Annotated in this window: 16 protein-coding genes and 1 pseudogene; 9 read left to right on the forward strand and 8 right to left on the reverse strand. The window is 41.7% G+C overall.

The window, feature by feature from the left end; translation table 11 throughout:
- Nucleotides 1–49 precede the first annotated feature (49 nt).
- Nucleotides 50–718 carry a hypothetical protein gene (locus J5O05_RS05300; protein WP_208843917.1) on the reverse strand — a complete coding sequence of 223 codons (669 nt, stop codon included), beginning with the start codon at nucleotides 716–718 and terminating at the stop codon, nucleotides 50–52.
- A gap of 141 nt (nucleotides 719–859) precedes the next feature.
- Here J5O05_RS05300 and J5O05_RS05305 point away from each other — a divergent pair, with 141 nt between their 5' ends.
- The 5 genes from J5O05_RS05305 (at nucleotide 860) to J5O05_RS05320 (ending at nucleotide 4,331) form a co-directional block, all read left to right on the forward strand.
- On the forward strand, nucleotides 860–2,011 hold the full coding sequence (locus J5O05_RS05305) for a helix-turn-helix domain-containing protein (protein WP_208843918.1): 1,152 nt from the start codon (nucleotides 860–862) through the stop codon (nucleotides 2,009–2,011).
- A 560-nt stretch (nucleotides 2,012–2,571) separates the two neighbouring features.
- The gene (locus tag J5O05_RS21690; RefSeq protein WP_244369846.1) at nucleotides 2,572–2,724 is read left to right on the forward strand and encodes a hypothetical protein; all 153 of its coding nucleotides are present in this window, start codon (nucleotides 2,572–2,574) and stop codon (nucleotides 2,722–2,724) included.
- A 157-nt stretch (nucleotides 2,725–2,881) separates the two neighbouring features.
- Complete coding sequence (locus J5O05_RS21695) at nucleotides 2,882–3,166, forward strand: hypothetical protein (protein WP_425281511.1); 285 nt, start codon at nucleotides 2,882–2,884, stop codon at nucleotides 3,164–3,166.
- A 302-nt stretch (nucleotides 3,167–3,468) separates the two neighbouring features.
- Nucleotides 3,469–3,783 carry a hypothetical protein gene (locus tag J5O05_RS05315; RefSeq protein WP_208843919.1) on the forward strand — a complete coding sequence of 105 codons (315 nt, stop codon included), beginning with the start codon at nucleotides 3,469–3,471 and terminating at the stop codon, nucleotides 3,781–3,783.
- A gap of 224 nt (nucleotides 3,784–4,007) precedes the next feature.
- Nucleotides 4,008–4,331: a hydrogenase gene (locus J5O05_RS05320; protein WP_244369847.1), complete on the forward strand. Its 324-nt coding sequence runs from the start codon at nucleotides 4,008–4,010 to the stop codon at nucleotides 4,329–4,331.
- Nucleotides 4,332–4,430: 99 nt separating this feature from the next.
- Here J5O05_RS05320 and J5O05_RS05325 read toward each other — a convergent pair whose 3' ends face one another.
- From J5O05_RS05325 to J5O05_RS05335, 3 genes and pseudogenes are all read right to left on the reverse strand, one after another.
- The gene (locus J5O05_RS05325) at nucleotides 4,431–5,384 is read right to left on the reverse strand and encodes a lipocalin-like domain-containing protein (protein ID WP_244369849.1); all 954 of its coding nucleotides are present in this window, start codon (nucleotides 5,382–5,384) and stop codon (nucleotides 4,431–4,433) included.
- A gap of 121 nt (nucleotides 5,385–5,505) precedes the next feature.
- Nucleotides 5,506–7,893, reverse strand: coding sequence for an ABC transporter permease family protein (locus J5O05_RS05330; protein WP_244369851.1), 2,388 nt, complete (start codon nucleotides 7,891–7,893; stop codon nucleotides 5,506–5,508).
- Between the two features lie 4 nt (nucleotides 7,894–7,897).
- Nucleotides 7,898–8,556 (reverse strand): annotated as a pseudogene (locus tag J5O05_RS05335) (ABC transporter ATP-binding protein).
- A gap of 851 nt (nucleotides 8,557–9,407) precedes the next feature.
- On the opposite strand from J5O05_RS05335, the gene J5O05_RS21700 reads away from it, so the two are divergent.
- Together J5O05_RS21700 and J5O05_RS21705 are read left to right on the forward strand one after the other, a co-directional pair.
- Nucleotides 9,408–10,688, forward strand: coding sequence for a phosphatidylinositol-specific phospholipase C domain-containing protein (locus J5O05_RS21700; protein ID WP_244369853.1), 1,281 nt, complete (start codon nucleotides 9,408–9,410; stop codon nucleotides 10,686–10,688).
- The gene (locus J5O05_RS21705; RefSeq protein ID WP_244369855.1) at nucleotides 10,652–11,596 is read left to right on the forward strand and encodes a jacalin-like lectin; all 945 of its coding nucleotides are present in this window, start codon (nucleotides 10,652–10,654) and stop codon (nucleotides 11,594–11,596) included. The genes J5O05_RS21700 and J5O05_RS21705 overlap by 37 nt, the downstream gene beginning before the upstream one ends.
- An 825-nt stretch (nucleotides 11,597–12,421) precedes the next feature.
- Here J5O05_RS21705 and J5O05_RS05345 read toward each other — a convergent pair.
- Nucleotides 12,422–12,898 carry an NYN domain-containing protein gene (locus J5O05_RS05345; protein WP_208843920.1) on the reverse strand — a complete coding sequence of 159 codons (477 nt, stop codon included), beginning with the start codon at nucleotides 12,896–12,898 and terminating at the stop codon, nucleotides 12,422–12,424.
- A gap of 576 nt (nucleotides 12,899–13,474) precedes the next feature.
- Between J5O05_RS05345 and J5O05_RS05350 the strand changes: the two genes are divergently transcribed.
- A complete protein-coding gene (locus tag J5O05_RS05350) occupies nucleotides 13,475–14,482 on the forward strand; it encodes an IS110 family RNA-guided transposase (RefSeq protein ID WP_208843242.1) in 1,008 nt (335 codons plus the stop codon).
- 479 nt (nucleotides 14,483–14,961) lie between these two features.
- On the opposite strand, the gene J5O05_RS05355 is transcribed toward J5O05_RS05350, so the two are convergent.
- Genes J5O05_RS05355 through J5O05_RS05365 form a run of 3 tightly spaced genes read right to left on the reverse strand, consistent with a single transcriptional unit; the run spans nucleotide 14,962 to nucleotide 16,547 of the window.
- Nucleotides 14,962–15,723 carry a hypothetical protein gene (locus J5O05_RS05355; protein ID WP_208843921.1) on the reverse strand — a complete coding sequence of 254 codons (762 nt, stop codon included), beginning with the start codon at nucleotides 15,721–15,723 and terminating at the stop codon, nucleotides 14,962–14,964.
- Nucleotides 15,713–16,198 carry a hypothetical protein gene (locus J5O05_RS05360; protein ID WP_208843922.1) on the reverse strand — a complete coding sequence of 162 codons (486 nt, stop codon included), beginning with the start codon at nucleotides 16,196–16,198 and terminating at the stop codon, nucleotides 15,713–15,715. Before J5O05_RS05360 ends, J5O05_RS05355 begins: the two co-directional genes overlap by 11 nt.
- Entirely contained in the window at nucleotides 16,188–16,547 is a 360-nt protein-coding gene (locus tag J5O05_RS05365; RefSeq protein WP_208843923.1) for a hypothetical protein, read from the reverse strand. The genes J5O05_RS05360 and J5O05_RS05365 overlap by 11 nt, the downstream gene beginning before the upstream one ends.
- A gap of 255 nt (nucleotides 16,548–16,802) precedes the next feature.
- Between J5O05_RS05365 and J5O05_RS05370 the strand changes: the two genes are divergently transcribed.
- Complete coding sequence (locus J5O05_RS05370) at nucleotides 16,803–16,988, forward strand: hypothetical protein (RefSeq protein ID WP_208843924.1); 186 nt, start codon at nucleotides 16,803–16,805, stop codon at nucleotides 16,986–16,988.
- The last annotated feature ends 82 nt before the right edge of the window (nucleotides 16,989–17,070 follow it).

The following is a 17,070-nucleotide window of genomic DNA, read 5'->3' on the forward strand; positions in this document are numbered from 1 at the left end:
CACCGAGGTTAACCTTTTTAAACTCGTCACAAGAGGAATTTGCAACAATTTACAATGTCCTTTCGCTACTCACATCATCCGACGTTCGTTGTAAAAAACACACACCAAACCAGAAAAACCAAATAATTTGTAAAACCCCAAACAGCTCTTTGAAACTATCATAAGAAGTAACGGTTGCAACGCCCGCTAAGCCAACGATAATACCCAAGTAATGTAGAAACTTAGAAAAAACGTTAACCTTAAGCGCAAGCACACTAACAAGTAAGACCCATACAGCGCCAACAATCTCGTTATCGCCTCCAATACTTTGTGCAAGAGTCATCATCAAGCTCCATGCATCAAATGCTTTTTGTGCATCCGTGTTTGCCAACTTAATCGCATAGCCCACTCCACTGATTGCAATCATCCCACTCGCAATCACCAGCCCAACCCACAAATACCCAAAAGCTGCAGTGATCGACTTTTGCATCTCTCCGGCTTGTTGCAAACAACGAACAGTACCAGCAACGAGAATGGACAAAACCAAGCCGAATAAGATGTAAGTAATAAACGAAACTGCCGAAATGATGCTTTGGTGCTCGGCAAGGAAGTTCATCTTGGTTTGAACATCACTTTGACCGGGAAAATTCCAAAATGCCCCGTAGTAGACGAATGCAAAGATATAGATAAGCGACAGCCCAATTGCTGCGACTCCAGTTACACGATTTGCTGATTTCATTTTTCTAGTCTCATCCTTTCAAATTATTTTATGATTGACGTAAACTGTGCCGTGTTTGTGTGTTTTCATCGACCGCGCGTGACGGCTAGGACTGATTTAGCCCCCAAAAACTAAGGTAAACCAAGCATGCAAGGCTATTTTATGAACTACATATTGGCCGGGACTCTCGGACTCGTCAGCATTGTCATTCCGATGCTCATTGCAAGACGAGAAACCAGTCAAGCCTATATAATGTTGGCGCTTTTTTTGATTGTCACATCATGCGCTAACGCCCTTCCCTTGTTCATACACGCAGTGCCGACTCTTGAACTTTATAGCCTTGCAATCGTTGTACCTTGCTACATTTTGCAACCAATCTGTTTGTGGTTTTATGTAAAAGGCATCTGTTCACCAACCATTTGGCATGTAAAAGAGAACCGCAATTTGCATTTTGTCCTGCCTGCATTTTCTTTGTGCTATGCGTTGGTTCTTCTATTTATGCCCACTCACTATTTAGCAGAACTCATGCAGGAAAATGCGCAAACGCTATCGCAACCCGCAGAATGGATGTCTATGTTTACGTTCGCCTTTATGTTGGCTTGGGTTATACAGTCATCGATTTACGTTTATTTAATTGTGCGACGTTTACTGGCCTATCGCAGCGAACTTAAGCAGCTATTTGCTTCCAACGACAAACGAGAAATGGGCTGGTTATTTATCGTCATCTCTGGGTTAGTTGTCGTTTGGGTGCTGGCCTTTTGCGTGTTTGTAACGAGCCTATTTGTACAATCACAGAGCGCTTTGACCTATGCCTTATTGATTGGTTACTTTGCCTTGCTTTGGCTAATTTCATTTTGGGGTCTGCGTCAAAAACCCGGGTTTAACGAACGATACCTGCAAAAAGAGGATCTTGAAACAATTACGGCGTTGCACACGGAAGAGGATACACCACAAAAGTATACTCGTTCGGGTCTTGATGAAGCTCGGTCACAAAAAATTGCAGACAAAATTGAGCAAGTAATGAAGGCGAAGGCACTCTATTTAAACCCTGATCTATCACTTAAGCTTTTAGCGTCCGAGATTTCAGAAAAGCCGAACTACGTATCGCAAACACTCAATCAGATTTTAAATAGTTCATTTTTTGACTATGTAAACAGCTATCGTATCGAATACAGCAAACAACTTATTGTGCAAAACCAACTTTCAATATTAGAAGTTGCACTAGCATCGGGTTTTAACGCCAAATCGTCATTCTACAAGGCGTTTAAAACCAACACGGGTCAAACCCCAAAACAATTTGCTTCAACAAACTGAATGATTCTAAATAACAGCCAAAAAACACTTTGAAATAGCGACCATCGGTCTTAGTCTAAAACAGCTTCACGCCAATAAGCGTGATATATATTTATTCATTTTTATCAATTGGTTATTTCCATATTGAACTAGCATTGTACGGTCTACGACCCAACTCCCTCATTAGCTACCAATGCAGGTACATCCATAGAATCCTGCTTTAATCCCAACCCTAGAATGTTGCTGTTCCTGTGAGATGCATACGGTATTTCACCTTCTCAAACGTACTAATAAGTCCTTATAAGGCCGAAAATCAATCACTGTTTCGATAGATTTTCTGATCAAATTTAATGTCGGAATGGAAAAATTTGTCCTACTCTCAATCTAAGTGGAAAAAAAGGTAAAGTGTGTGCATAGAAGATTAGGAAGGCCTACGCGCAGGTATCTCTCGTGGTTCTACTCACTACTTTTAACTGTACTACTGTCGAACCAAGTTATTGCTGATACCTTATCTATTTCAGTAGGTTGGAACAAACCACCCTACGTAATCGAAGAAGAGAACTCTGGATTCGAGACTCGACATGGTTTCTGCCATATTCGCTAAAATGGGGTATCCAGTAGGTTACGTCTACGTGCCATTTGGCCGTTCAAATACCCTGATAAAATTGGGCAGAGTGGATGCAGCCTTAACCATGAATCAACGCATGGACACGGAAGGCCTCGAGTCTCAGTGAACCGTATATTTCCTATCAAAATGCGGCCATCAGCCTAAAAGGGCGCAGCATCGAAATCAACTCTTTACAAGATTTGGAACACTACTCAATTGTTGCATTCCAAAACGCATCTGTGGTCCTTGGTAATGAATACCGAATAGTCACAAGAAAAAGTCCTTTGTATTTAGAGTTACCAAACCAGCGCACGCAAGTTGAACTGCTGTTGAAAGGCAAAGTAGATTTCGTCGTCATGGACATCAATATTTTTAACTACTTAAGTACAGAGCTAATGGGAAGTTCACACATGTCTAATGTAGTTGTTCACCGACTTTTTCCAAAAACCAACTATCACGTGGCGTTCATAGACAAGGCGCTTATGCAGGCTTTCAATGCCGCGATGAAATCGTTTAAACAATCAGATGACTACACAAAGCTTGTCGAGAAGTATGAATTTTTGCACTAACGATGTAGCTGATTTTGTTGGAATAATACAGCCATTTTAACTGAGCTTGGCGCAATCCAATTTATTCGCCAATACAGCCTCAACCATTCCCACTTCCTATTACTTACCGATGTCCACTAAACGCTTATCCATTTTCTTTTGATATTTCAAAAAATTGACACTCTTGAGATTGCTGAACGGTTGCATAAAACAAACGAGCTATTTTTCTACTCCGTTGAGGCAAACTTGCATCAAAAAACCGTCTTTTAGTTTGGTCTGAAAAATGCATAGAGACGTTAATTATGCTAAAGAATGTCACTATCATGGATAACACATCAAATACAGTTTATGTACTCAGCGGTTACGCAAAATGTTCAATGACGAATAACAACAAATACAAACACGGTAACCAACACTCTATCGGCCTACTTACCACCGATGAAAATTATCAAGACAATCTGCAACACCTTACTACTTTTGTAAAAGACCTTGGCTGGGACTCCATCATGTTCTGTATGGTTGAAAAGGTGGAAGATATTAATACGTTGGAAAACGACGTCTTAATTTCAAGCTTTATTCGCGCCAAAGAAAAAGGTCAATCGTTAGTGGTCAATGACCTTCCAATTACCGTGCATTAGTTTCAAATGAAGCGGACAGCGTTATAGTTGAATTGTGGATCGATACTCATTTCCCAGGCATCTTAGTTCACTGAGTCGACAAAAAGACGAATGCAATAAATGCATGTTTGGAGTTAATGCCTACTGAAGTGGCTATATTTTTTGCAGCGAGAACACTTGGATAACCGTCTTAACAAAATATTTTAGTCAAATGACCTAAAATACCCAAGGTAAAAAATTCTCGCATGGCGCTGTCTGGTCATTTGACTGCTATTCAATGCGGCAAAGCCTTGGCTCTCTTTGGTGTGATTTGGTCACAGGTTGTGTTACCGCGCTTTTTTGAGATTTTTGTCGCCTATGGCTGTGTAATCGGATTCATGCTTATTTGGCTGGGAATAACGGTAGCGTCGGTAACCGGCGCAAGTAAAGCACTTCCGATTGCAGGCGCTGGGTTTACGGCATCGGTTACTAGTGAATTTACAGTTAAGCTGCTGGTACGTACCGGGTCTGTGCTATCGTCAATTGCCTGCACTTTGTTGGTTTTTGGCTTAGCACCCATGCTTCAATAATCGTTATCAATATATGGCAGGATGGTCGGATTTCTTACCTTCGCTTATCCGATGGAACCATTACATGAGCGTGTTTTGCGGGGTTAATCCCCGCAACACCTAGTAACCAAATAACTCCGCATACCCCAAACCATTAAAGCCGCCACTCGCTTTCACTCGGCCTTCCCAATATTGAATGGCGAGTTTATTGACCGAATCTTTCGTGATGGTTTCAATCACGATGGGCGCCATATTCGGCAAAGTCACGCGCCATTTACTCGGGTAGTGTTTGTTATCAATACGAATGTGTTCGAGCTTTTCTAACTGAATATCTTGTTTGTGAATAGGCTTAGTTTGGCCTTTTTCATCAATATGCGTGCCGCTGCAGTAATCGTAGTTTTGCTGTGCATCTCGAATGCAAAAGAGCATTAAACCAGTTTTTGCTGTTGGCTTATCATTAACTTCGCTCACCAAGCTAAACCAATCCCACCCCATTTGATTTTTGTCGATCAAACTGGCTGACCACTCTCTGTCGTACCAGGCATTGCCCGTCACTTTATATTCTTTACCTTCGAAGGTGAGGGTTCCAGTGGTTTCAAGAAATGGATAACTAAAGTAGTAAGAGGCATGGCCACTTTGCGTTTTTTGGCTGTAGCCGTTGTCACCATGAAGGGTCAGCGGGCTATTCGTCAACGAAACATCGATGGCATAGCGGTCTTGCTTGGCTTTCATTTGCAGAGGTAACAAGCGTTGCCCTGTACTTTTTAGCGACCAATCATCTAAGTTAGCCGCAAATGGCAGTGCCGTTATATGCGCTTGACCCGCTCGCGCATAGCGCTCAAAGGCAACGTGTTTTTGCTGATGTTGCAGTGCAAAATGCGCAAAGTAGAGTTGGTCGTCCCACCACGTCGATTCGAAAGGCAAAGGTACTTGAGTTCTGAAGAGCGTCCACTGCGCGCCAAAGGTTTCACCTGTCTCAGCTGTGAGGGTCGCGGTGACGTACCACCATTCGATGCCTTGCGCTAAATGTGCGCCATGATCGTCAGGAAACGTCACACCGCGTTTAGCATCCACGGGCTTCACCGTGCATGGTATGCAATAGCTGCTTCTCTTCTGGCGGCTGCGCTTGTTCACACCCCGATAATAAAACTAAAGCGAATATCAAGGACAAAAAGGACTTCATAATGCGCTCTCCTTACTGTGCAAGCTTGCAGTGAGCTTTTTTACCGGAAGATAGGCGCAAATAGCAGCCGCTAGCAGCAAGAATAAACAGGTATCCAATAGCGCAGGTACATCTAGATAAAAATGTATGCTCCAGCCAAAGGCAATCGGCATCACGTATTTGAGTAGCGCCATACCCAAAGCGAAGCTCCAACGGGATCGCAAATAGGCTGGTAAAGCCCACTAAACCTATGGTTTGGATGAGCTTAAGTTGGTGTAATTGATTAGAATCGACACCAAGGCTATTGAGCACCGCAAGTTGTTTGCTATGGTGGGCACTGAGGCTTAATAAGCTGATACATAAGCTAACCAATGCAATGGCAAGAATAAAACCGTTCAAGACTTTAGTGACTTTAAATGTGTCGTTAAATAGCGTGTTAGCGATGTCTTTAAAGCGTTTATTTTCAGAGATGGCCGTACTCTCTATGTTGTAGTTATTAATCAGCCGCTCAGTCATCTGTGATGTTGAAACCTGTTCGCTTAAAGTTAGGGATAGGCCATACACTTGCCAGTGTAATGGGCTTTGCTTGATGCTGTCTTCGAGGGTGATAAGGCTTAAAGCCGTATTGCCATAGTCATAGGCAAAGGCGGAAATTCGACATAAATAGTTGTGCTGGTTTTGTTTGAACGACACAGTATCACCAAGCGCTATGCCATGCTTGATAAGCGCTTGTTCATTGGCAATACAGCCATTATCAGCAAAGTGCGCCTGAGTAACGGGATCGCCCGTTGTTAAATTGATATGTGAAAACGCACCGGGGCTGTTGCCAAAGCTTGCCAGCTTTGCTGGCATCTTATCGATATAACCGTTTGATGCCATGTAAATACCAACACGCGCAATATCAGGATCGGTGTTTAATCGCGCTCTTAGCTCAGGTTGGTATGTATCGATATGCATATAAATGTCTGCACTGAGCTGTTTTTCAAGGTGGGCATTTAGGGTGTGACTAAAACTTTTCACCATAATTTGCATCCCAATGGCACTGCCAAGCGCCACTAAAATGGCCACAATCGCAATGCGCAGTTCAGTTAACTGAGATTGACTGTCGGCATAAAGCCATTGCCACAGGGGCTGCTTAAACGGGTTATTAAAGCTCAGCAAACCCTGTAGGCATTTGGGTGTTAGCAGTACAAACAAAGCCAAGATGAAAAAGCACAATAACAGCGATTCAAATTCAGAGTTGGCGTTTAGATATAAATAACCGAGCGCAGTAATAATACCCAGTAACGATAACATGAAAAGCGTGTTGCCTTGGTTCTGCAGCGTCTTTTTTTGAGTGACAACCATCAGCGCCAATGTCGTCAAGTTGACCATAAATCCAAGTGCCAACGATTGCCATTGCCAGCCGATGATAAGGGCTTTATCTAACTGATATAACCCCATTAAAGTGCGGTTGATATCGAGCACAAGCGCATTGGCAATCACAAAGCCAGCCACGCTGCCAAGCAGCGCAGTGACAAAACTCATCAGGGTAAACTCAATCACAATTGCTGTTGTGATGGCCTGTTTTGAGCACCCTAATAGGTTAAATTGAGTGAGCAGTTTTTTGCGCCCCGCAACAGACAGCTTTATGGCATTGAAACTTAAAAATGCGGCCACAATATAACCAAGTAGCGCCAAAGCGGCGAGGTTAAAAAAGAAGGCTTCTGAGAGCGCGTCAAAGTCTTGCTCTTGTGAGGCAATCAATCTGGCATCATGCCCTAAAATGGCTTCTACGAGCGGTATTTGATCTGCGGCTAAGCTGGTAAACTCGATAAAACTAAGTTTGCCTTGTGCGTTAAGTAGTCTATCTGCATACGCAATATCCGTCACAGACCAAACACCAATGTCTTCAACCAAGACCAGCTTTGGCGTAAATGGACTGTTTTGTAGCGTAAGCGTTTTATCGTCTTTATTAAGTTGGTATCGCTCTGCCCGTTTGGCGTCTACCAAAATCGCATCAAATGCAAAATCGGTATTTTCACGCTTAGAGGACTGATGTTGTGAAGTTACTGCGGGAATAGGCTTAGTCATCCAGATTAAGCTATTTATGCCTTGCAAGTAGAGGGATTTACCGGAAGCGAGCGTTAGCTTTCCTCGCAACACCGGCTGCGCATTGGTAAAGCCTTGTTCGCGTAATTTCAACCACAGTGTGCCATCGATATAGTCTTGACCAATGGGCGGCTTCACGATGTGGCTGACCGCCGAATCGATGAGTGCTGAGGATGTCTTGTGGCGATTTTTAGCCTCTTGGTTAAGCCCGGATATCGCGGTGAGTAGCGCACTGCCTAAACTCAGCCCGACAACAAACAGTAATAACAGCCAAGGGTGACGCCTAAAATATGCACAATGCGTCGTCAATATCAGTTTAATTTCGGCCATGGTTTTACTCGTTGAATTGCCCGTTGGCGAGCACTTTTACCGTATCAAAATACCGTGTGAGTTGCTGTGAGTGGGTGACCATGACTAAGTTGATTTGCCTTTCTTTACATAAGCTAGTAAGCATTTCAACCACTTGGTGGGAGCGGGCTTGGTCTAAATTGCCGGTGGGAACTCGTCAGCTAGAATAAGCTTGGGCTGATTTAATAGAGCTCTGGCTATACCTACCCGTTGTTGCTCGCCACCAGACAGTTGGCTGGGTAACTTATGTAATTTATTGGCAAGACCAAGTTGTTCTATTAACAGCTCGAATTCTTCCGCTGCTTGATTTGGGTAGTTTAGCTTATGTTGAAATAAGATGTTTTGCTTAACGCTAAGGCAATCCAGTAACTGGTAATGCTGGAAAATAAGGCCTATTTTGCGACGATAATGGGCGAGTTGTTTGTCGTTATAGGCAGATATAACTTCGCCACTAATACTAATTTGGCCGCGGTCAGGCTTGAGTAGCCCTGCAAGTAAATGCAATAAGGTGGTTTTCCCTGAGCCACTGTCGCCGAGTAACGCCACTTGCTCTTGCGCCGCGATGTCAAAGCTAAAGCCATTGAACAGCGTTTGTACTTGGTCTCCGTCAGCCCGAGAAAAGCATAGATCAGTTACGCTTATCACTGTAACTCCTTGTTACTCAGTGGTTTTGGTTAGTTTACAGAATCAATGAGATAAGGCAAAGACGAAACTTGCAACAAGGTGTGTTTAGGTTAGTTAACAATCTCGATACCGCTCAAAAGGATCACTGCGAGCATACCTGTAATTTATCGTTTCCTAATGTCGCTAATAGTTACACAGCGTCCCAAAGTGACAAAATTAGGGAAAGACTGTCCACTATACAGAATATGAAGGCTAACCGTCAGCGCTTTGAATTAGTATAAAAAGCGAGGAAGAAACCCTCGAAATAGTAAGCGTCAGGTCTTGCATCGTGCAACTGCCCGGCTCACTGCCGAATAATGCCCGCCGTAAGCAATTGAGGTCAAGTCTTGCATCGTGTAACAGCCTGACTCTCCGTTGAATAACGCACGCCAAATTCCTGTGCGATTTCACTCATAGAGGACTGCCTGCCTAAATAGGCTTTTGCCAACCTACGCTTTTTAAAATGCTGCTTTAATAACTCTCTACTGCTCGAAAACAGGTGATTTTCGAAATTTGGCTAAATATCAACACCAAGGCCTTGTGCAACAAAGTCACTAAAACGCTTAATGACGCGCTTTCACGGCTTTGCAAATTATTGCTGTAGCGCTCCTGTTGCCAGTCAATCAGGTAAAGTCGACAAGCTTTTAATTTTAAAACAATTTGAGCACTTTTACGCAGTTTAACGAGGTGTACTTTTCTGTGGTTCTAGATCATTTCATATTGTTTGCACTATTCACTCCTACATTTTAAATCGGTAGCCAGTACTGATTCTAATTGTTGAATTGAGTCAGGTTTAAGGACCAACACACTTTGTAAAAGGAGAGGAATTAACGATGAAACATTTAACACCATCTAATGCGGTAAAAATGCTGGTTACCAGTGGTCTGTTTGCTTTTATAACGCCATTTGTCGCTAATAGTGCAATTGATACAGATAGTGAGCAAGTGACTCGCTTAGATCTACAAGGCCAAATTGACACCAATGCGCCGTTTTCCAAAACGCTTTGGGCGGGTGCTCATAACGCGTATGCATCTTTTTCATGGGACAAAGGCATATATACAGATGTTAATCAGTATTATTCGCCCAAAAGTTTACTAAAACGCGGAATACGAGCAATGGAATTTGATATCTATCCAGAAACAACCTTAGATTCGACTCCGATGCTTTGTCACAATAATCGCGAGAAGGAGGCGCTTTGCTCCTCTACCTACCATGCTAAGCTCTCGGATGGACTAGACGATATTAAAGCGTTTCTTGATGAAAACCCTGATGAAGTCGTGCTGTTAAAAATAGAAGCTTACAAAAGCATTCACCATGACAATTGGCACAACAAAATTGGCGAGCGGTTGCAAAAAGATATTGGCGACTACTTGCTTGTACCTGCAGATTGGGGGTATGAGGAAAATAATTGTGCATCATTGCCCGTTAATAAGCTCACTAAAAAAGACATTCTCGCTTCGGGCAAGCAAATCGTTGCCGTAATACAAACGCCTAGAGATGCAGGAAACTTATGTACTTACCATGATCACGGTAGCTACGGGAAATTCTTCGATACGGTATTTATTGGCGTTGACACATTTGATGAAAATGGCGATTTACAAAGCAACCAACCATTTTGCCAAAATAACAGTAACGGCTGCACAGGCACCGACAAAACGACCCATTATCAAGCAAATAATATGTCGGTTGTCATTGACGATGCCACACAACTAAACCCTGATGGACCTGCATCGGATAAAACGGGAAGTAAGGTAATAAGTAATTGGGCTAACAAGGACCACAAATACTCGAGTTGGCTTTGGTTGAGGCAAATGGCACGGCTGCAGCGAGTGGCTATGGCGCCAATGAAGTACAAATTGAAGACTATGTTTGGTCTTGGAAAAGCAACCATCCAAACGGGTCTGGTGACTGTGCGAGCGTTGATGTTGCCAATTCAATTTCCGATACAAGTTGTTCAAGCACTATGTACCATGCTTGCGTGGACGACGATAGAAATTGGCAACTATCAACGAACAAAGGGGCTTGGGAAGACGGTTTCGCATACTGTAAGAGCCTCGGCGGCACCTATGAGTTTGGTATGCCATACAACGCTTATGAACATACTAAGTTATTAGCTACTCGAGGTGCTGGCAGTGAGGCCACTTGGGTAAATTATTACAAAGCATTTGATAACTTTTGGCTACCTAATGCTTCTGAACATATCGATTGGCAATATGCAAAAAAAGCAGCCGTAGGGACTTCTTCAAAAGGTGATGCTTTTGACGGAATAGGTCTATTAAAACGAAAAGCGCTCATAGGTGATACGTATAATTTGAGTTATATACAAGTACGTTCAGGCGCTCGTATTGATGGGTTAAAAGCCTGCTATGAAACCAAGCAACGACTGAGCCATGCTACAGTTGGAACGCCTATACAGTGTGTTACCTATGGTGGTGAAGGTGGCGCATGGAGCAACGCATTACATTTTGACATCAGTAAAGGTGAGTATTTAAGTGAAGTCAAAGTTTGTTATGACGATTTAAAATTTGGCTACGACTCTGTTTACTATTTAAAACTCAGCGCCAGTAATGGTAAAGGTATTTCGGGAGGCACCCCTCAAGGTAAATGCACCACTTTCTCTACTTCCTCTACGCAGCAGATCTTTGCATTTCATGGTACTCAAGGCACGGAACTAAACTCACTGGGCATACACAAAATTAGTAAGTCTTTAATAGACACAACGGAACTGTACGCCACTGATTGGCTTGATGCTGATGATCCAGCGTCTGGTGACAATGAGAAATTTGATGTTCACCAATCACTTGGCAATATCTCGTCCACCTGCGATGTGTCTGATATGGTCTCGTTTATAGCACGAGAGGTTGAAAGCAAGCTCGATGCAAGTTTAACGGGGCAAAAGGTTCGATCTTCAGGCGGGTTTCAATGTTATAACTCTGACAACGGTGGAAGTTCTGGTTTAGTGACCTGCAAAGATTATGAAGTTAAATATTTCTTTAATAAATCAAGTTGCGTACCTAAATAACACTTAGAAGGCACCTATATCACTGCTCGGCGTGATGCAGACCAACTTAAAACGCTCGATAAACTACATCGGGCGTTTTATTTTTTATGACATGAACTGGGGTTTATCATTAGACATTGCACAAGCGTGATTACCAAGAAAAATGCTCTGTATACAGGTGGCTTGCGCATCCTCACATAAAAAGCATTGCCTTAATTGGCAGCCAAAACCAATTTTAAACCAACTCCAGTTAGCCAGTCTCAGCGCCTATCCTTTGGACAAAATGTGCCTTTCACGTTTAAACACACATCCCAAATGCGGGTTACGACACCCGCAATTAAAAATAGGTTGCTAACTTCTTCTGTCTAACAAAGGCAAGTAAAACCGATTTTACAGCTAGCGTCATCAGAGTGATTACAACACGCTGATAAATTCTGACGCGATGCACATCTGATTGTGTTCTGGCACCCATAAACCTCTGTAAAATTACCTCCGCCTACTTGAGGTGTCGCATCTTGAGGTAGTTTAGTATCTAGAGAGAGCTTTTTAAGTAGCTTTTTTTGAAGCTTTATTTTCATTTTCAATATCCTTTTTGTAGATTTTTAAAGTTTGCTATCACGAAATAAGTACCGTGATGTATCTAAAATTAATACAAATAAGTTTTATTGTAAAATAAATGTAAGCCGAACTGAGTTTTGCTATTCAACCTATTCAGAGCAGTGTCAACAACCGTGTTCATTACAAAGCCCAAAACAGAATAAGGTTAATTAACCTGAGTTAATCTTTCGATAAATGTTCGAAAACAAAACTTAACCGCTACCTTCTTGCAGCTCTTTATTCGGTGTCTTATCGCAGCAACCACGTGGTTTCAATTGGAATAAAGCGGCTGACACTCTGAATTAACGTATTTGCCGTTAACGGCTCTACGCCAATTACCCAAGTTTCTACGCCGAACTTTGCAGCTACTTTTTGCATTAATAAATCAAAGTCGCCGTCACCAGAAAGTAGGCAAATCACATCAACCTCAGCGGCATGTTCAAGCACATCGATGGTGATCCCAACATCCCAGTCGCCTTTAGCCGATCCATCTTTTCGCTGAATAAACGGTTTCAGCTTTACATTAAAACCAATATGCGAGAGCGCTTTTTGAAATTTGTGTTGAGAGTCATCATTTGGTGCAATCGCATATGCATTGGCCAGAACAATATTGCCCTGCTCCGAAAGATATTGCCACACGCGACGGTAATTTAGCGATTGAGCGAAGGTATCTCGCGTGGTGTAATAGATATTTTGCACATCCACAAATACAGCAATATTTTTCATAAAACACTCAGTTTGATAATCGGAAAAAGCTGGGGGCACCCATTCGTTTTATTCACAGTCATTGAATTATGTGCTCGAAATTGATGAGCATTGACTACTGGAGCCCGCTAAGGAAGTGGTCGAGTTATACAAACAGCGATAATAAAGCTCGTACCTAGCGCTCGGGAAAAGCAGGCGTTACGAATCAGTTTATCATAATAAAGATGGTTTTTCTTTGCTTAAATATCGAACGACCCTCGAACCTGTTTCTCAACTAGCAGCACAAACACAGAAACATACTATTACCAACGTTTACAACCTTCATTAATTAAACCCCATTTCAGGCACAAGGTTAAATGTGATTTGAACTGCCACTACTTCAGTAGACGACTTTTTGCCTCATTATTTATCAATTCATTCTTTTCAGGGTGTGATAAAAGGGAAAAGGTGATGTCTGTAGGTTATAGGATGAAGGCCAGACTTGAGGCGCCTGTGAACTAATAGGGTCAGCAAGACCTGATAATCCTCTAGTCAGCCTCCGGGGCCTTTGTTAGCTATGCTAACAGGTGCTCAAACCAAGACTGACCGGAGACTGTTATGGCACTTTACTGTGGTATCGATTTACATTCAAATAATCACGTCATTGTTGTTAACGATGAGAACGATAAAACCGTTTTCTCAAAACGCATCGCTAATGATCTTTCACTGTGCTTGGAATACTTAACGCCGTTTAAAGAACAATTAGTCGGCGTGGCTGTCGAGTCAACATTCAATTGGTACTGGTTGGTCGATGGTTTAGCCGCAAATGGCTTTCACATGCTGTTGGTCAATACGGCTGCTGTTAAACAATATGAAGGGCTTAAATATTCGGGTGATTTTAAAGATGCTTTTCACCTTGCCCACTTGATGCGTTTAGGAATTTTGCCTACGGGGTACATCTACCCTAAAGAGCAGCGAGCGGTGCGTGATATGTTGCGCAGAAGAATGCAGCTCGTGCAGTTAGCTAGTAAGCAATTATTGTCTATTCAAAACCAAATTTGGCGCAGCTCTGGCGTTCGGGTGAGTAGTAGCCAAATTAAAAAGAAGTCATTTGAAGTGACTTTACTAACACATCACTTAAAAACAGCTGCGGACACCAACTTACGTATTTTTCGCTCAATCCAGTCTGAAATTAAGCTACTGGAAGAGGAAGCTGAACAAGCCATCGAAGCTCCGAAACAGCTTGATTTACTGCAAACGATGACGGGCATAGGCCCCGTACTTGGACTCACCATTTTGCTCGAAACTGGTACTACTGCGCGATTTGAAACTGTAGGCGATTACGCATCTTATTGCCGTTGTGTACAAAGTTTAAGGGAGAGTAACAATAAGAAAAAAGGCGAAGGTAATGCCAAAAGTGGTAACAAATACCTTTCTTGGGCATTCTCACAAGCGGCGCATATGGCAGTTCGCTACGAACCAAAAGTGAAAGCTTTTTATGACCGTAAGTACCAAAAAAAGAATGGCATCGTTGCTATTAGAGCGGTGGCCCACAAACTGGCAAGAGCTGCATATTATATGTTGAAGAATAATGAACCGTTTGATGTTGACAAAGCGTTCGGCTGATAAACCCAAGCCAGCAAAGGGGTTGGTATGAACCAGTAGACTCTGATTGGATGGGTTTATCGGCCACTTGATTTAATCATTCGCCTAGCACGTGAGCCACTAAAAGGTTGGTCATTAAATTGAACCACAGTTTCTGTTATTTCTATATGGACACGTTGCTGGCACCGAGTATTTTGTGGAGCAGACGCTTGGGGTAAGGTTACTTACCTAGAACCAGATGGGTGACTGGTGCGGATGATTATCCGACATCAAACCAAAGAAAAAAACGGGCGCGAGTGAAAATTGAGTGACTTCTGTTTAATGCTGAAAATAATTCGGCAGAAAGTCTCTCGCGCACTTTACAACGGCTGACTAATGGGTGACCCCGTTGGCTATTTCTGGCTATTTCAGAGAGTCTCTCGCGCACTTTACAACGGCTGACTAATGGGTGACCCCAACACTCTGTTTATCTCTAATGGGGTGACCCCGCCGATTCTAGTTCACGCTGACTCGTCAGTTTTTAGGATTTTAAAATCATCTAGTGCCACGCGATTCTCTTGTATCACTTTGTTAAATTCAGGGCAATTGATAAAATACTTTGTTCGAAAATTATCAACATTGGCAATATAATAAAAAAACAATCTTAACAAAGAAAAATTTGTGAAACTAATCATTATCTGAATAAATTTACACCTATCTGCTTGTTCAAAACCGCATTCATCACTTAAGTTATCATTGATAACTTTAAGAATTTGTTGATATCGCCTAATTAAATTATAAATTTGATCATGAGTATCCAAATCAGCAAACATTTTTTCTGGACTGTCAGATTCATTACTGTTTTTCCAATTTTCAATATAACTTTCAAATTGAATTATTGCAGCATCTGAGTAAAATTCTTTAATCTTACTTTCAACAACAAACTCTAACTTAAATTGTGAAAACGAGCATTCAAGTGAATCTAACATTTTGAAAAATAAACTCTCAAAAGCCTTTCTTTTTTCTAGCAACTGGTTCGCTTGGCGCTCAGATTTCAGCTGATTATTAGCGTCGATTTGCGCTTGTAAAGAGCGGATGAGAATGACGATTGTTAAAAACGTTAAAGTTGGGTTTAAAACTCCCCCCATATAGTCGCCAAAAGCCCCCCAAACTCCTGTATCTTTTGAAATTGTAAAATCAAGATGAATACCAAAGTAGAATAAATATATAGATGCAATGCTTAAAATCAAAAAAGCTGCAATTAAAATAACATTAAGCATCAATATATACTGCCCTAACAATGTATTTTATAATGGCACCATCATTACGCTGAACTTCATTTACAACCAACTTCAAATTTATATAACTTTCAGATGAAACCCCATTATTAAGGTTTAAATTTTCAGTGAAAACTTTTTTAATTTTGTGTGCCATGTCTTTAAACTTAAGCCCAAAACCAAATGAAACAGTTTCTTCGTCACCTTTTAAAAGTAGCCTCCCATTTCCAGTGTGAATATTGAACCTAGTGATTCCCGCAAAAATTGTTTTTTCTTCCTTGCCCACTTTAGGTACCATATTTGTAATTGTACTTCTATCTATCCGTATCAATTCAAGACGGTCTCCATTTGTCTTTTTATAAGAAATTGTAACGGGATATCCAAATTTGTCACATATCTCATGCATAGTCTTCAGTCCATTTTTTTGACAACGCAATTGCTTCGTAAGCTCTTCAGCATCATCGCCCATTTTAGTTAGCACATTTTGAGGCTCTATTACCTAAAGTGAAGTCGGGGATTAGATGTAATGCATCATGCATAAAAAAGCTTAGTAACTCCAAAAGTGCTGAGCGCCCTACTTCCTTGTACTGCGGTTCCATATCAGGACCAATGTACAATGAGAAGAACATGCCATAAGATCCTTCAAAAGTCTTTTTCATTTTTGTTCTGATCGAGCTATCCGAAAATTTCTTTTGGACTATTCTTTTCTTGAGAATCGTTTCTGCTATTGTTCTAATGGTGTCAGACGTACCCTGAAGAGTGTCCAAACCTGTTTTCATATCCACTTCATATTCCGGCGAATCAATTTTTACTTCTAACTGAATTTCCACTTTCACTCCTTTACAAAAATTTAAATTCCGACATTGAAACTACTACACATTTGAGTGTTTGTATTAAAATTCAATAGCTTCAAAAATACAACTTTTAATAATTTTGACTGATACTTCAAAGATTAATCTGCATTTCTCCCTTACTCGCTAGTAAATTAATTGTCTAGTAGAATTTCTTCAATCTATCCCCAAACTCAACCCCCTCTCCCCCTTCTATCACGCCTGAAAATAAGCAATTGATGAGTAATTCATTTCATGGATGAAATGAAAGGCGAGTTAGGCCATGGATGGCCTATGTCGCCGTTTACGTTCACATCAATTGGTAATTTGAAGATTCAGCGTGATTTAGGGGCGCTGGGAGAGTCCAGAGAGGGGGTAAGCGCCAGCCCCTCTTTGGTTGCCATCGCCAACGCGACAAGAATTGAAATTGAAGGCGGTTAGAAAAGACGAGCGCACTCTCACCTTAGAAACAAATTTTCAAACCCATAAAAAAAGCCGACTTACGTCGGCTTTTCAATTTTTA

The organism is Pseudoalteromonas xiamenensis (assembly GCF_017638925.1).
Lineage (GTDB): Bacteria > Pseudomonadota > Gammaproteobacteria > Enterobacterales > Alteromonadaceae > Pseudoalteromonas > Pseudoalteromonas xiamenensis.

Coding starts and splice junctions, on each gene's coding strand:
- J5O05_RS05300 (WP_208843917.1), bottom strand. CDS start 718: ATGAAATCAGCAAATCGTGTAACTGGAGTCGCAGCAATTGGGCTGTCG.
- J5O05_RS05305 (WP_208843918.1), top strand. CDS start 860: ATGAACTACATATTGGCCGGGACTCTCGGACTCGTCAGCATTGTCATT.
- J5O05_RS21690 (WP_244369846.1), top strand. CDS start 2,572: ATGGTTTCTGCCATATTCGCTAAAATGGGGTATCCAGTAGGTTACGTC.
- J5O05_RS05315 (WP_208843919.1), top strand. CDS start 3,469: ATGGATAACACATCAAATACAGTTTATGTACTCAGCGGTTACGCAAAA.
- J5O05_RS05320 (WP_244369847.1), top strand. CDS start 4,008: ATGGCGCTGTCTGGTCATTTGACTGCTATTCAATGCGGCAAAGCCTTG.
- J5O05_RS05330 (WP_244369851.1), bottom strand. CDS start 7,893: ATGGCCGAAATTAAACTGATATTGACGACGCATTGTGCATATTTTAGG.
- J5O05_RS21700 (WP_244369853.1), top strand. CDS start 9,408: ATGAAACATTTAACACCATCTAATGCGGTAAAAATGCTGGTTACCAGT.
- J5O05_RS21705 (WP_244369855.1), top strand. CDS start 10,652: ATGCCATACAACGCTTATGAACATACTAAGTTATTAGCTACTCGAGGT.
- J5O05_RS05345 (WP_208843920.1), bottom strand. CDS start 12,898: ATGAAAAATATTGCTGTATTTGTGGATGTGCAAAATATCTATTACACC.
- J5O05_RS05350 (WP_208843242.1), top strand. CDS start 13,475: ATGGCACTTTACTGTGGTATCGATTTACATTCAAATAATCACGTCATT.
- J5O05_RS05370 (WP_208843924.1), top strand. CDS start 16,803: ATGGATGAAATGAAAGGCGAGTTAGGCCATGGATGGCCTATGTCGCCG.